This window comes from Chryseomicrobium sp. FSL W7-1435 (assembly GCF_038595005.1).
Classification (GTDB): domain Bacteria; phylum Bacillota; class Bacilli; order Bacillales_A; family Planococcaceae; genus Chryseomicrobium.
Genome location: NZ_CP151997.1, coordinates 828818 through 843614, shown reverse-complemented (window position 1 = coordinate 843614; position 14797 = coordinate 828818). Strand labels below are relative to the sequence as shown.

General features: G+C 44.4%; 16 protein-coding genes. All 16 read right to left on the bottom strand.

All coding sequences use genetic code 11. The features are described 5' to 3' along the window. Nucleotides 1–3: 3 nt before the first annotated feature. Entirely contained in the window at nt 4–2193 is a 2190-nt protein-coding gene (locus tag MKY84_RS04505) for an EAL domain-containing protein (RefSeq protein ID WP_342528074.1), read from the bottom strand. Between the two features lie 112 nt (nt 2194–2305). Beyond that, a complete protein-coding gene (gene glyA, locus MKY84_RS04500; RefSeq protein WP_342528073.1) occupies nt 2306–3541 on the bottom strand; it encodes a serine hydroxymethyltransferase in 1236 nt (411 codons plus the stop codon). A 12-nt stretch (nt 3542–3553) separates the two neighbouring features. Then, complete coding sequence (locus tag MKY84_RS04495; protein WP_342528072.1) at nt 3554–4102, bottom strand: TIGR01440 family protein; 549 nt, start codon at nt 4100–4102, stop codon at nt 3554–3556. 32 nt (nt 4103–4134) lie between these two features. After that, the gene (gene rpiB, locus MKY84_RS04490; RefSeq protein WP_342528071.1) at nt 4135–4578 is read right to left on the bottom strand and encodes a ribose 5-phosphate isomerase B; all 444 of its coding nucleotides are present in this window, start codon (nt 4576–4578) and stop codon (nt 4135–4137) included. A 183-nt stretch (nt 4579–4761) separates the two neighbouring features. Beyond that, nucleotides 4762–5202, bottom strand: a complete 441-nt coding sequence (locus MKY84_RS04485) for a low molecular weight protein arginine phosphatase (RefSeq protein ID WP_342528070.1) — start codon at nt 5200–5202, stop codon at nt 4762–4764. Between the two features lie 69 nt (nt 5203–5271). Continuing rightward, entirely contained in the window at nt 5272–6291 is a 1020-nt protein-coding gene (locus tag MKY84_RS04480) for an L-threonylcarbamoyladenylate synthase (RefSeq protein ID WP_342528069.1), read from the bottom strand. A gap of 6 nt (nt 6292–6297) precedes the next feature. Then, nucleotides 6298–6774, bottom strand: a complete 477-nt coding sequence (locus tag MKY84_RS04475) for a stage II sporulation protein R (protein WP_342528068.1) — start codon at nt 6772–6774, stop codon at nt 6298–6300. A gap of 49 nt (nt 6775–6823) precedes the next feature. Then, the gene (gene prmC / locus MKY84_RS04470; RefSeq protein ID WP_342528067.1) at nt 6824–7681 is read right to left on the bottom strand and encodes a peptide chain release factor N(5)-glutamine methyltransferase; all 858 of its coding nucleotides are present in this window, start codon (nt 7679–7681) and stop codon (nt 6824–6826) included. Next, a complete protein-coding gene (prfA, locus tag MKY84_RS04465; RefSeq protein WP_342528065.1) occupies nt 7665–8744 on the bottom strand; it encodes a peptide chain release factor 1 in 1080 nt (359 codons plus the stop codon). The genes prmC and prfA overlap by 17 nt, the downstream gene beginning before the upstream one ends. A gap of 294 nt (nt 8745–9038) precedes the next feature. Beyond that, nucleotides 9039–9611 carry a thymidine kinase gene (locus tag MKY84_RS04460; protein WP_342528063.1) on the bottom strand — a complete coding sequence of 191 codons (573 nt, stop codon included), beginning with the start codon at nt 9609–9611 and terminating at the stop codon, nt 9039–9041. A 159-nt stretch (nt 9612–9770) separates the two neighbouring features. Continuing rightward, complete coding sequence (locus MKY84_RS04455; protein ID WP_342528062.1) at nt 9771–9911, bottom strand: hypothetical protein; 141 nt, start codon at nt 9909–9911, stop codon at nt 9771–9773. 74 nt (nt 9912–9985) lie between these two features. Further along, complete coding sequence (rpmE, locus tag MKY84_RS04450) at nt 9986–10201, bottom strand: 50S ribosomal protein L31 (protein WP_094943609.1); 216 nt, start codon at nt 10199–10201, stop codon at nt 9986–9988. A 175-nt stretch (nt 10202–10376) separates the two neighbouring features. Then, on the bottom strand, nt 10377–11660 hold the full coding sequence (gene rho, locus MKY84_RS04445; RefSeq protein ID WP_342528060.1) for a transcription termination factor Rho: 1284 nt from the start codon (nt 11658–11660) through the stop codon (nt 10377–10379). A gap of 156 nt (nt 11661–11816) precedes the next feature. Then, the gene (glpX, locus tag MKY84_RS04440) at nt 11817–12779 is read right to left on the bottom strand and encodes a class II fructose-bisphosphatase (protein ID WP_342528059.1); all 963 of its coding nucleotides are present in this window, start codon (nt 12777–12779) and stop codon (nt 11817–11819) included. A 47-nt stretch (nt 12780–12826) separates the two neighbouring features. Beyond that, nucleotides 12827–14116 (bottom strand): UDP-N-acetylglucosamine 1-carboxyvinyltransferase, encoded by a 1290-nt coding sequence (locus MKY84_RS04435; RefSeq protein WP_342528056.1) that lies wholly within the window; start codon nt 14114–14116, stop codon nt 12827–12829. Between the two features lie 8 nt (nt 14117–14124). After that, nucleotides 14125–14772 carry a fructose-6-phosphate aldolase gene (gene fsa / locus MKY84_RS04430; RefSeq protein ID WP_342528054.1) on the bottom strand — a complete coding sequence of 216 codons (648 nt, stop codon included), beginning with the start codon at nt 14770–14772 and terminating at the stop codon, nt 14125–14127. Between the last annotated feature and the right edge of the window lie 25 nt (nt 14773–14797).

Here is a 14797-nt window from a genome sequence, read left to right as displayed (position 1 = left end):
TTCCTAGGTCTCCTCCGTTTTGATTATTTCGTCTATTTGGGAGAGGGGCATTGGTCTGTGGAAATAGTACCCTTGACCGACTGAGCAGCTCATCCCACGCAATAATATCATTTGCTCATAGGTCTCAATACCCTCAGCCACCGCTCGAATATCCAGCTTGTCTGCCAAGTCGATGATCGTCTGCACAACCGCTCTCGTACCGCTTTTGTGAATTTGAGAGATGAAGCTGCGGTCTAGTTTGATTTCCGAAATAGGTAGTTCATGTAAGTAACTAAGCGAGGAATAGCCAATCCCGAAGTCGTCAATCGAGCAATCGATTCCTGCTTTCGCAAGTTCTGTGAGAATCACTTTCGCTTGCTCTACATCTTCTAAATTAATACTCTCGGTCAGCTCGATCAAGATGGATTCAGGTGGAAGACCATAGTCGCTTAAGAGTCTTAACAAACTTTCAGAGAATCCCGCCTTATAGAAATGGTTGGGAGAGATGTTAATGGCCACTTGATAGACTTTTTTTCCTTCATCTTTTTGCTTCGCCTGCCAAGCAAGTACTTTATGAATGATAATCAGCTCAAGCTGATCAATCTTCCCTGCTTTTTCAGTAGCATCAATAAAATCAATCGGTGGGACGAACCCGAGCTTACTAGAGTTCCACCGCGCCAATGCTTCAAAGCTGATGATACGGCCACTCTCCATGTCCACTTTTGGTTGCAGATGCACTTCAAATTCTTGTTCTCGAATGCCTATTTCAATGGCACTTTGAAGTTCCATATTGCTCTTGATAGAAGTGTCCATTTCTGGCGAGTAATAACAAACTTGTTCCCCATTACGCTTTCGTGCTTCGGATAAAGCCAAATCTGCTTGGCGGATTAGTTGATACACGTCATCTCCCTTTCCATAAGGCACAACGCCAATTTGGAGAGGGATGAAAATTTCCATGCGATCAATCTTGATGGGGAAATGCCCTGCGCGTAATAGTAATTCTACAATATCTTGAAAATCATCTCGTTTTGTATTGCCCGCCAAAATCAAAGTAGTACTTGTAAATCGGCTCATTACATACGTGTATTCTTCTAAAATCCCATTCAACCGTTGCCCCAGCTCTTTTAAAACAAGAGCAGCAACCTCTCGGCCAAACATATCGACGATTTCAGAGTAGTTAAATGGTGATATGACTGCCACAAACCCGTTATTGGCATCCTCATCTAATTCTTTTACTTCCGTGTGGAAATAGTTCATATTGGGCAGCTCTGTCTCTTGGTCGCGATAGGCAAGATGCAAGATCTTTTCTTGGTAAGCCGCGTTGCGGAATGCCAACAACACAAGCGGAACAATTTTTTGAATAAAGGCCATCTCCATCTTCGAGGGACTTGATTTTTCTTTAAAGTACACACCAAATGTAGCAATCGTTTCCCGTTGATGATTGACGATTGGAAAGCTCCAACAAGATTTAAAACCGTATGGATTTGGCCCTTGTCCAATGTAAGGTATCCAATTTGGTGAATTCTCCACATCTTCGGTAATGACGACTTGTTGATGATACGCCGCTGCACCGCATGTCCCTACGTTTGGCGCAATTTCTAATCCTTGAATTAACTCGCGGTACTCTTTTGGTAGCGAGTTCGAAGCTAAAGCAAACAATTGTCCGTTTTTAGCATACATGATACTACACATAGAGCCTTCTGGCAGAAATTGTTCTACTTTGTAACAGATTTCTTGGAGCAAAGAGCTGATTGCATAGCCTTTTTCAATGCCCTCATAAATCTCTGCCTGCATTTCAATGATGGCTTCTTGCTGTTTCTGTACGGTAATATCTGATTGGAACGCCACTTCATAAACTGCGTTTCTATAAGGATCTTTAAAGGTTTGGCCAATGACGTCGAACCAAATAGGCGTTCCGTCCTTGCAAAAATTTAGTACTTCACGGCGCACGGAACCGAGAGCAATAAAATCAGAATCAATTAGCTGTTCTTTTTCGATGAACTGCTGGTTGCCATGTAAAATCGATACACTTTTGCCGACGACATCCTTCGCACTGAATCCTGTTTTCCGGGTGAAGGCCTCATTTACATAAATGATGGGCTTTCCTGGGAGATTGGGATCACGAACGATATAGCTTGTGTCAAACTGACTACCGATTTTCTTGATCCAATGCAGCAATTCAACACGCATTTTGCTGTCAATTTGTTGGTTCATACCCGCACTCCTCTTGTGCTTAGTCTGGATTTATGTATAAATTCAGTTTACGGAAAATTGCGACAAAAAGCCACTTCTATTTTTTTTAGAAGTGGCCCATTGTATCGAACTATTATGCATAAAGTGGGAATTTGTCAGTTAGAGCTTTTACTCGCTCTTTTGCAGAAGCAGTGGCAGCCTCATCTTCATGGTTTTTCAAAAGATCCGCAATGATCTTGCCGATTTCTTTCATTTCTTCCTCTTTAAAGCCACGAGATGTGACGGCAGGTGTTCCAATACGAATACCTGATGTGACAAATGGGCTTTCTTGATCGAATGGAATCGTATTTTTGTTAACAGTGATTCCTGCTTCATCTAAAACTTTTTCTGCAACTTTCCCTGTCAGACCAAGACCTTTTACATCAATTAGGAAGACATGGTTGTCCGTGCCACCTGAAACGATGCGAACGCCTTCTTCTAAAAGTGTTGCAGCTAGTGCTTGAGCATTGTCAATGACTTGTTGCTGATAAGCTTTGAAACCATCTTGTAACGCTTCACCGAATGCTACTGCTTTTGCAGCGATTACATGCATCAATGGTCCACCTTGAATACCTGGGAAAATCGTTTTATCGATTTTTTTCGCCCATTCTTCGGTTGTTAGAATCAAGCCACCACGCGGTCCGCGAAGTGTTTTATGTGTTGTTGATGTGACAAAGTGCGAATAAGGTACTGGATTTGGATGCAAGCCAGCAGCGACAAGCCCTGCAATATGTGCCATGTCCACCATCAAGTAAGCGCCTACTTCGTCTGCAATCTCACGGAATTTTGCGAAGTCAAGTGTACGTGAATACGCACTTGCACCGGCAACGATCATTTTTGGCTTATGCTCTAGTGCTTTTTGACGCACATCTTCATAATCAATTAGTTCGTTTTCTTTGTCGACACCGTATTCAACGAAGTTGTATTGGATACCACTGAAGTTAACAGGAGAACCATGTGTTAAGTGTCCTCCATGAGAAAGATTCATTCCTAAAATCGTGTCACCTTGTTGAAGAGCTGTCATGTAGACGGCCATGTTTGCCTGTGAACCTGAGTGAGGCTGAACATTCGCATGCTCTGCACCAAATAGCTCTTTCAAGCGGTCACGCGCAATATTTTCCACAACGTCGACGTGTTCGCAGCCACCGTAGTAGCGTTTCGCTGGGTACCCTTCTGCATATTTATTGGTCAGAACAGATCCTTGCGCTTCCATTACGGCTTGTGAAACAAAGTTTTCAGAGGCAATCAGTTCAATGTTTGCCTGCTGACGCGTTTTTTCGTTTTCCATTGCTTCAAATACAGCTTGATCTTGCGCTTGAATGTTTTTCACTATGTGTTCCTCCTAATTTCCATAAAATGCACGTCTTCCACCAATGAGTTTAGGACGTGTGGTAGCCGTGGTGACGATGGCATCACCAATCATCTTCACGGATGTTCGAACGGGTACAGCGACTTCTTTCAAATGCATCCCTATCAACGTTTGTCCAATATCAATACCTACATGTGCTCGGATATGTTCCACCACCACAGGATCATGAAGCTTTTCATATGCACAGGCTGACATAGAGCCGCCTGCTGATGGGACAGGGATGACCGCCACTTCTTCCAGCTGAAACTTTTCAGCCGTCTCGCGGCACATGGTAAGTGCGCGATTGATATGTTCACAGCCTTGAAATGCAAGATAAACACCTTTTCGTCTTGCAAATTCTTCTAAGGGCTCAAAAAGTGCCTCTGCGACTTCCGTTGCCCCTGCCGTTCCTATTTTTTTACCGATAACTTCTGAGGTGGAGCAACCGACGACAAAGAGTGTTGCCGGCTTGATTTCAATGAGTTGTTCGAGTTCCTCTAGCAAGTGTTCCAGTTGCTCTTGCCATTGTTTCGTCGCTTCCATCAAAACGCCTCCCTCACTTTGAAGTGCCTGGTTTAGTTGGTAGATTCAATTTGTGCAATTTTATTAATGCGTGTTTCGTGACGACCGCCTTCAAATTCGTTGGCTAACCATGTCGTAACGATTTCACGTGCAAGACCTGCGCCAATAACACGTTCGCCCATCGCTAAGATGTTGGAGTTGTTGTGGCATTTTGTCATTTTTGCTGAGAATACGTCGTGCACTAGTGCACAGCGAATACCTTTGTATTTGTTAGCAGCAATTGACATTCCAATTCCTGTTCCGCAGACTAAGATCCCGGAATCAAATTCTCCAGCAGCTACGCCTTCACAGACTGGTTTTGCATAGTCTGGGTAGTCGACAGAGTCTTTTGTTTGGGGTCCAAAGTCCGTGACTTGATGGCCGAGTTCTTCTAGAAGTGTTCCAATTTCTTTTCGTAGGGTGTTTCCGCCGTGGTCGGATGAGATGGCAATGTTCACGTGTATTCCCTCTTTTCTGTATCGTTTGTTCTTTTTCATCATATCATTATTTAGACTAGATGTGGAAGCGGGCTCCTTGCGAAATTCTGTCAACCCTTGCTGTGCAGGGGAATCTCTGGACCTTCGATACATTCAACAAATTTTTAACCTCTACAAAAAAACACCGATCAACACAGCTCTGTGTCAGTCGGTGGCATTTGCTAGTCTTACGAGTATTTTTTGTTGAAGTTCTTGTAGTTGATAGAGCGTGAATTGATAGTCTTGTAACGAACCGCCATAAGGATCAGCGATATCAAATGGATTCTCAGGGGTTGCATATTCTGCATATGTATAAACTTTGCTCCTCGTATCTGGAAAAGCTTGAACAAGCGCTTGTTTGTGAGAGTTTGTCATCGTCAGAACAAGATGTGCCCATTCTAGCAGTTCACGAGTGACCGGTTGCGAAGCGTGTTGGGTGTCGATACCCTTTTCTTCGAGTGCACGTTGCGCATGGTAAGACATGTCTGCTCCCCTACTTGCGTAAACGCCTGCTGATTTTATTTCAACACCTTCGACTTGTTTCCAAATAGCAGCTGCCATTGGACTGCGACACGTATTTCCCGTGCATACAAAAAGGATGTTCATCGCTGACCTTCCCCTTTCAGTAATTGGTTTTCCCTATACTACATTATACCTTTAAACTCATTGCTAATCTTATAACCAAGCTCCACCGGCTGCTTTCTCTAAGCGGTTCATCAGTGCATGTCCTAGACCTTCTTTTGGATAAGCCTCGGCCACGATAATGTCCACATTCAGCTTATTGCAGGCGCGTAATGCAGCAAATAGTTGACTACTGACCACTTGTAAATCATCCGTCAAACCAAGTGAAAGGAACTCATCATGAGGCAACGCTTGATGACGATTCGTAGCGATGAGCGCTATTCGTTTCCCTTGTTTTTGAAGATCGCGTAATTTGCCTTTTGTAGAGGGATCATCTAAGTTGGCCAACCTCACCGGTGCATCTGGTGCATAGTGGGTGTATTTCATTCCAGGAGCTTTTGGTGCCTGCTGTTCTTTTAAAGTTCCGGCACCTGTCATTTCCCCAATGACTGAAGTGAGCATCTCTTCTGTAATCGAACCCGGACGTAATAATGCAGGTGGTTCCACTGTGAAATCGACAATTGTGGATTCTAGACCGGCTGACGAAGGACCGCCATCTAATATGTAAGGAATTCGCCCATCTAGATCTTCTAATACATGACTAGCGGTCGTCGGACTAGGCTTGCCACTGCTATTTGCGCTTGGTGCGGCAATAGGTATTCCGGCAAATTGAAGGAGCTCACGAGCTATGAGATGAGACGGCATGCGAACACCGACTGTGGATAACTCTGCCGAAACATTTGGTGCAAGTGTCCCTTTTTTTAGAGGTAAGATTGCGGTCAGTGGTCCTGGCCAAAAAATGTCCATAGCCAGTTTTGCTTTTTCAGGGACAAATTCGATAAAGCCTTGCAATTGCTGGGTTCTAGCGATGTGCACAATCAATGGATTGTCAGCCGGTCGACCTTTTGCATGGAAAATTTTAGCGACAGCTTCCGCATTTCTTGCATCCGCACCCAGTCCATAAACCGTCTCTGTCGGGAAGGCGGCTACCTCTCCCTTCAACCAGTTGTCCACAATCTGTTGATAACTTTTCGTGTTATCCCCATTCCTATCCACATGCACACATTTTGTCATTTCGCGTCATCCTTCTTGTAAACTGATTTTATCCCCATCCTGTGGAGAACTATCCCCATCATCTGTGGAAAACCACCGCTTCCACACCATGACAAAAAATGATTTGGGTTGTTTAACATCCTCTTCATCATAACAACTATTTTTTACGAGAATACACCAAAAGTTGTCTCCTCGTCCATCGCCAATCTGTACATCTACACTCTTATATACACCTTGAGGACTAATACCAAACCCACTTCGTTTCGGAGGATAGAGTACTTCCTCTGGAGTCGTTGGCAATTCAAAGCTCTGCAGTAACTGGTTTGCAAGATGCTCTTTGTCCAGTTGCGCCTGTTCAGAATTATTGTCTGCTTTCACGCGAAAACGAAGTTCTTCTTCTTGACCATGCCCTGAAAGAAGTAGTACACCCATAACGAGTAGTAACATCCAAAGTAAATATTCCACTGCATCCAGTCTTTTTACTGTTCGCTGAAAATGAGTCATTGCGATTCCTCCCTTTGAAATCAGCATGACCCACTTTCTAGTAGTCTATTCATAAAGTTGCAAAAACCATTCGGTCGCGTCCATTTAAATCTTTTACAACTTCAACTCGTGCCTGAGGCAAAGCAACAGAAAGTAATTGCTGAATCGCAGGTCCCTGCAAATGCCCAATTTCAAAAGCGACGATGGCTTTTTCAGCAAGAATTTGTGGTAGTTTATTGATCATCTTTTTGTAAAAGTAAAGGCCGTCATCTTCAGCAAACAAGGCTAAGTGCGGCTCGTGATCGAGTACGACATCGTTCATTTCCTGCTTCTCTAGCGCTGCAATATACGGAGGGTTGGAAACAAAGATGTCCCATGTCTGCTGTTCAATAGGAGCCGTCATGTCCCCCTCCAAAAAGCGAACCTCCGCATCGAGTTCAGAAGCATTAGCGGTTGCAACTGCTAGTGCTTGTGGCGAAATATCCACAGCAGTTACTACTATTTCTGGCATTTCTAACTTTAGTGTTGTGGCAATACAACCCGTGCCTGTACCGATATCCACAAGTCGAACGGCGGTGTCTCCAAAGTGTTCTTTTTTACGACGAATCAGCTGTTCGATCAACTCTTCAGTTTCCGGCCTTGGAATAAGCACGGCTGGACTGACTGTGAAATCGCGTCCATAAAATTCTGCTCTACCGCTGACGTATTGATAGGGCGTGCCTTTGGCAATTTTATAAATTCCCTCACTGAAGCGTTCTCGTAATTCGTCTGTCATTTGGTCGGTTTGCCTCATCATTAATTCAGTAGATGTATAGTGCAGCAGATCTTGTAAATAAAAGCGCGCCGCCCTCGGTTCCCGGTCATTTTCCTGTAAATAAGAAGAAGCCCATAAAAGGGCCTCTTGTACGCTGTTAAATGGTGCTTTCATTCATCTTCTCCATCTTTTCAGCTTGATCTTCAATCGTTAGTGCTTCGATTATTTCGTCCAGTTTACCTTCCATGATCTGATCGAGTTTTTGAATCGTTAACCCGATACGGTGATCAGTGACACGGTTTTGCGGGAAGTTGTACGTACGGATACGCTCTGAACGGTCCCCTGTACCAACAGCAGATTTACGGACTGCATCGTATTCAGCTTGCGCTTCTTGACGGTATTTATCGGCAACACGTGCGCGAAGAACTTTCATAGCTCTTTCTTTGTTTTTAATTTGCGATTTTTCATCCTGACACGTTACAACCGTATTGGTCGGGATGTGCGTCAATCGAACAGCAGACATCGTCGTATTAACGGATTGTCCACCGGCACCTGAAGAAGCGTACGCATCAAATCGGATATCTTTGTCATGAATTTCAACATCGACTTCTTCCACTTCTGGAAGACAAGCGACTGTCGCTGTCGAAGTATGGATACGTCCACCTGATTCCGTCTCCGGAACACGTTGTACACGGTGGGCACCGTTTTCGTATTTCAGTTTCGAGAAGGCTCCATTTCCAGCAATCATGAAGACGACTTCTTTGTAGCCACCAAGACCTGTTGGAGAAGAATCCATAATCTCGATTTTCCAGCCATTGGTTTCAGCATAGCGGCTGTACATGCGGAATAAACTGCCGGCAAATAATGCAGCCTCATCGCCACCTGCTGCTCCACGAATCTCCATGATAACGTTTTTGTCATCGTTCGGATCTTTTGGAATGAGCAGAACATGCAGACGATCTTCTAGTTGTTGAACTTGTTTTTCTAGGTCGTTGACTTCTTCTTTGACCATTTCACGCATGTCAGCATCGAGTTTCTCATCCAGCATTCCTTTGGCCTCTGCCAATTGTTCGTTTGCTGCTTTGTATTCTCTGTATGCGTCGACTGTTTCTTGTAGGTCAGATTGTTCTTTAGAATACGTACGAAGCTTGTTGGTATCGTTGACGATATCTGGATCGGAAAGCATTTCGTTCAATTTGTCGTAGCGATCTTCTACGGCTTGTAAGCGATCAAACATGAGGACACCTCCTGGGGTTTGGGTTTTTTTTAAGGGTTTGGGTAATTTAGGGTTTGGGTAATTTAGGGTTTGGGTAATTTAGGGTTTGGGTTTCATTACGTGTGGTGCAGGGTTGAAATAGTTTCCATAAAACGACTTGGTCTCATTAAAACTGATTTATGTCGAATAAATTCGTGTTTCGTCCTAATAAATGTGGCTTACGTCTTAATAAACCACCGTTTCAGTCAAAGAACGACCGCTCATTTTCACAATGAGCGGATTTTCACATCTACTGGAATCGAGTTTCACATTTAGTTAAAGTGGTGGGTTAGCATGACACTTCCGGCAGACCGGATAGTAGCTGTCATTGCCACCAATGACGATTTGAGCGCCAGTTCGCACTGGCTTTTTGTTTTCATCTACGCGAAGGTTCATCGTCGCTTTGCGATGGCAGAACCAGCAGATGGTTTTCATTTCTTCAATCTTGTCGGCATAGGTCAACATATAGCGGCTACCTTCAAACAATTCGTTCATGAAGTCATTTTTCAGACCAAATCCCATTACCGGAATATTAAGTTCGTCTACAATTTGGGTCAGTTGTTGAACTTGTTCTTTAGAAATGAACTGCACCTCGTCGATGAGTATACAGTAGATTCGTTCGTTCTGGTTTTTCACATAGTCGAATAGATTCGTCTCATCATAGACAGGGATTGCTTGGCGTTTGAGTCCAATGCGACTTGCGACTGTTCCCACTTCGTCACGTGTGTCAATCGCTGGTGTAAAGATGATGACCTGTTTGTTTTGCTCTTCATAATTGTGCGCGACTTTGAGAATCTCAATGGATTTCCCACTGTTCATTGCGCCGTGTTTGAAAAATAGTTGTGCCATGTTGGGACCCCTTTTTTAGGTTGTTTTTAAGCGGTACCTGTGCACCATACAATTCTGTTTATTCACCACAATTGCAAGAGTATACAATCTATTGAGCGCTACGAATGCCTTGAGTGAATAATTATAAAATTGTAGTGAATTGTGCGGTGCACAGGTACCCTAGAGGGAATAATTGGAATCGCGACGAACGCCTTCCACATCTAACGCAATCAAGTTCCAGGCGTTAGAAATACATTCGAAAATCAATCGCACACACAGAGGCAAGAGCGCCTCTATGCGCACGCTTGATTCCCGAAGCATTTCTGGGCAAACGCCTTCCACATCTAAATTTAAAAAATACCTGCAAGGCAAATGCCCCACAGGTATTTAGGTTCTTAGTTTTGTTGCTCTTCTTTAAGACCGTATTTTTTGTTGAAGCGATCAACACGACCATCCGCTGCTGCGAATTTCTGACGTCCTGTGTAGAATGGGTGACACTCGCTGCAGAACTCGACGTTGATGTTTTCTTTTACAGAACCTGTTTTGAATGAGTTACCACATGAACAAGTTACTGTTGCTTCTTTGTAGTCTGGATGAATTCCTGATTTCATCTAATTTCTCTCCTCTCGCCCTGAACCATCTGGAACAGAGTTGGTTATGAAAAACTGATACCTTACATGGCCCGATTGAGTCAGCCACATATGTAACAGAAATAATTAAACTTACAACGTATAGAATAGCATGTTTTGTCATGCATTTCAAGACATTGATTTGAAAAAAATTGTCTTAAAGCGATGCTTTATTGGCTTTATGCGCCTTCATCTCATCTGCTAATTGTTGAAAGAACGCATCGTTGTTTTTCGTCTGCTTCAGCTTACGCATGAAACGCTCAGTAAAGTCATGAGAATCTGAGAATGTCTTGCGGATAGCCCATAGCTTATCCAGCTGCGCTTTTTGAATCAGCAACTCTTCTTTTCGTGTACCTGAACGGCGAATATCCAGTGCCGGGAAGATACGACGCTCCGCTAATTGGCGATCTAAGTGAAGCTCCAAGTTTCCTGTTCCTTTGAATTCTTCATAAATGACTTCATCCATACGAGAACCGGTATCCACTAAGGCTGTTGCCAGAATCGTCAAGCTGCCCCCTTCTTCAATATTCCGAGCGGCTCCGAAGAATCGCTTAGGACGGTGAAAGGCTGCTGGGTCGATACCACCCGACAAAGTACGGCCACTTGGTGGAATGACTAAGTTATACGCACGAGCCAGTCGTGTGATGGAATCCATTAAGATGATGACGTCACGTTTGTGTTCTACAAGACGCATCGCTCGCTCTAAGACAAGCTCTGCTACTTTCACATGGTTCTCAGGTACTTCATCGAACGTTGAACTGACAACGTCTGCTTTTACAGAACGTTCAATGTCCGTTACCTCTTCAGGACGCTCATCGATCAAAAGAACAATCAGTTCTGCTTCTGGATGATTGGTCGTGATGGCATTGGCCACTTCTTTAAGCAGCATCGTCTTCCCTGCTTTTGGCGGAGCCACAATCAAGCCACGTTGACCAAAGCCGACCGGTGCAACTAGATCCATGATACGAGTAGACAAACGTTCTGGTGTGGTTTCTAACTTTAATTGGCGATCCGGATATAAAGGTGTCAATGCTGGGAAATGAACGCGCTCTTTAGCAGTCTCTGGGTCTTCCCCATTGACAAGCTCTACATGTAACAAGCCATAATAGCGTTCGCTTTCTTTGGGAGGACGCACTTTCCCGGTTACTTTGTCTCCGTTCCGTAAGTCAAAACGACGGATTTGGGAAGCTGAAATATAGATATCCTCAGAACTTGGCGAATAGTTGATAGGACGCAAGAAACCAAAGCCTTCTGAAGAAATGATCTCAAGTACGCCTTCCATGAAGAAAAAGCCTTCTTGTTCTGCACGAGATTTCAAGATGGAGATAATCAATTCTTTTTTCGTTAATTTGCTGTACGAAGCGATTTTATATCTTTTCGCCAACTCGTAAAGTTCTTTTAACGTCATATTTTCCAGTTCATTTAATGTATGCTGGGTCATTTTGGCACCACACTCTTAGTTATTTTTTACTTTTGGGATCACTTTTCATTGGAAGATAGATTGAACGTGAAGGGGTCTTGGTAGTAATTCTGTAGGGAGTTCCTAGCAAGATAGAAAGACCCGCACAAGGCTATCCCTGTGCGGAGCTTCTATTTCTTACAAGACGAGATTTGGTTTCTTTTTCAAGCTGTGACGGCCTTCAACAAACCGAACAGTTCCTGACTTAGCACGCATAACCAACGTATGAGTTGCTGCATAGCCACCTTTGAACTGAACGCCACGAAGAAGTTCTCCGTCTGTTACACCTGTTGCTGTAAAGATGGCGTCATCGCCACGAACAAGATCTTCCATGCGAAGAACTTTGTTCACGTCTAGACCCATTTTAATGCAGCGCTCGAGTTCGCCTTCTTCATGAGGAACAAGACGTCCTTGGATTTCTCCTCCGAGACACTTTAATCCAACAGCTGCGATAACGCCTTCTGGTGCTCCACCCATGCCGAACAAAATGTCGACACCCGTCTCATCAAACGCCGTGTTAATGGCACCTGCCACGTCTCCGTCATTGATAAGCTTGATGCGGGCACCTGAAGCACGAATTTCGTCGATGATCTGTTGATGACGTGGGCGGTTTAAAATCGTCGCCACAACGTCTTGAATATCTTTATTTTTGGCACGAGCAACGGCCTTTAAGTTATCGATGACAGGTGCATCAATATCGACCATGCCGACAGCTTCTGGACCTACCGCTAGTTTGTCCATGTACATGTCCGGTGCATGGAGTAGGTTGCCACGGTCAGCAATTGCTAGAACAGCAAGCGCATTCCAGCCGCCTGACGCGACGATGTTGGTCCCTTCAAGTGGGTCAACAGCCACATCAACTTGTGGTCCGCCAATCCCTAGGCCTAACTTTTCACCGATATACAGCATCGGCGCTTCGTCCATCTCACCTTCACCGATTACGACGACACCTTCCATAGGAATTGTGTCGAATACAGAACGCATTGCGGTTGTAGCCGCATCATCTGCTTCCATCTTCAACCCGCGTCCCATCCAGCGTGCAGACGCAATCGCTGCCGCCTCAGTTACACGTACTAATTCCATTGATAAACTTCGTTCCATCGTTTCTCCTCCTGCCAAGCGTTTTCTAAACCTGTCTTATTGTACCATTACAAAGAGCTGTCTGCATTGCTAATTTCGACATGTTCAAGCGTCACTCGTCGAATATCGGCACCCAGTGCGGTTAGCTTTTCAATCAGGTTCCCGTAGCCACGCTCAATGTGATAAATGTCGTGAACTTCTGTTTCCCCTTTTGCGATAAGACCAGCCAACACAAGCGCTGCTCCTGCACGTAAATCACTTGCTCGAACACTTGCTGCTTCTAACGCAGTAGGCCCTTTAATGATGGCTGTGCTGCCTTCGACGCGACCCTCTCCGTTCATACGGCGCAATTCATCAATCTGTTTGAAACGAGCCGAATAAATCGTATCGGTAATAACCGATGTTCCATCAGCTTGCGTCATCAACACTGTGAACGGCTGCTGAAGATCCGTGGCAAAGCCTGGGTAGACCAGCGTCTTCACATCGACACTCTTCAAATGCTCTACACGTGGAATGAACAATGAATCGTCTCGCTCTTCAATCACAACACCCATCTCTTGCAGCTTGGCTATTAGTGCCTCTAAGTGAAGAGGAATGACATTTTCAATAAGTATACCGTCACCAATAAGTGCCGCCATGATCATAAATGTACCTGCTTCGATACGATCTGGAATGATGGTGTGGTTCGTGCCATGCAACGCATCGACACCTTCAATACGAATGATGTTGGTTCCTGCCCCTTTAATGTTGGCACCCATATTAGAAAGAAGAGTAGCCACATCAATGATTTCAGGTTCTTTTGCGGCATTCTCAATAATTGTACGGCCTTTGGCACGCACAGCTGCTAGCATGATATTGATGGTAGCACCTACGCTGACAACATCCAGATACACTTTGGTACCTTCCAGTTGTTCTGTACGCAAATAGATAGCTCCGTGTTCATTTGTCACTTTTGCACCAAGCGCCTCAAAACCTTTTATGTGCTGGTCGATTGGACGAGGTCCTAAGTGACAGCCTCCCGGAAGACCGATTGCTGCGTGGCCAAACTTGCCAAGCATCGCTCCCATTAAATAGTAAGAGGCCCGTAATTTTTTAATGTTACCATTCGGTAACGCCATGTCCTGGATGTTAGTTGGATCCACGACCATCACACCATTTTCAAATGTGACGGTAGCTCCTAATTCTTCTAAAATTTCTTTTAAGATATAAACATCCGCAATTTCAGGTAGACCTTCTATAGTTACTGGGGAATCGGCTAAAAGGGTTGCGGGGATTAGTGCCACCGCACTGTTCTTTGCACCACTGACTTTGATGGTCCCTTTTAAGCGATTGCCGCCATTGATTTTATATACATCCATATGAGCACCTACTTCGCTTGACGGTTGTTCCAGTCGTTCAAAAATGCTTCAATCCCTTTGTCAGTCAGTGGGTGATTGAAGAGTTGTTGCAGCACTTTGAATGGTGTCGTAGAGATGTGGGCACCATTTAAAGCAGCATCTGTAATGTGTTGCGGGTGACGAATAGACGCAGCAATGATTTGTGTGTCGATATCATGGATTGTAAAGATATCTGCAATCTTTGCAATCAGTTCCATTCCATCATGACCGATATCATCCAAACGTCCAAGGAATGGCGATACATAAGTCGCGCCAGCACGTGCTGCTAATAATGCTTGATTGGCACTAAAAACAAGCGTGACGTTTGTTTTAATACCTTCCGCGCGGAACACTGAACATGCTTTTAAGCCTTCAGGTGTCATCGGAAGTTTCACTGTGATGTTAGGTGCGATCGCCGCTAACTCACGACCTTCTTTGATCATGCCTTCGGCGTCTAATGCAATAACTTCTGCAGAAACAGAACCGTCCACTAGAGCTGTAATTTCACGTAAGCGGTCGTGGAACGAGATGTTTTCTTTTGCTACAAGTGATGGATTTGTTGTTACGCCATCAATAATTCCCCATGAGTGGGCTTCTTTAATTTCGTCAAAATTTGCAGTATCGATAAAAAATTTCATTGTGTAGTTCCTCCAATTAGTGAAA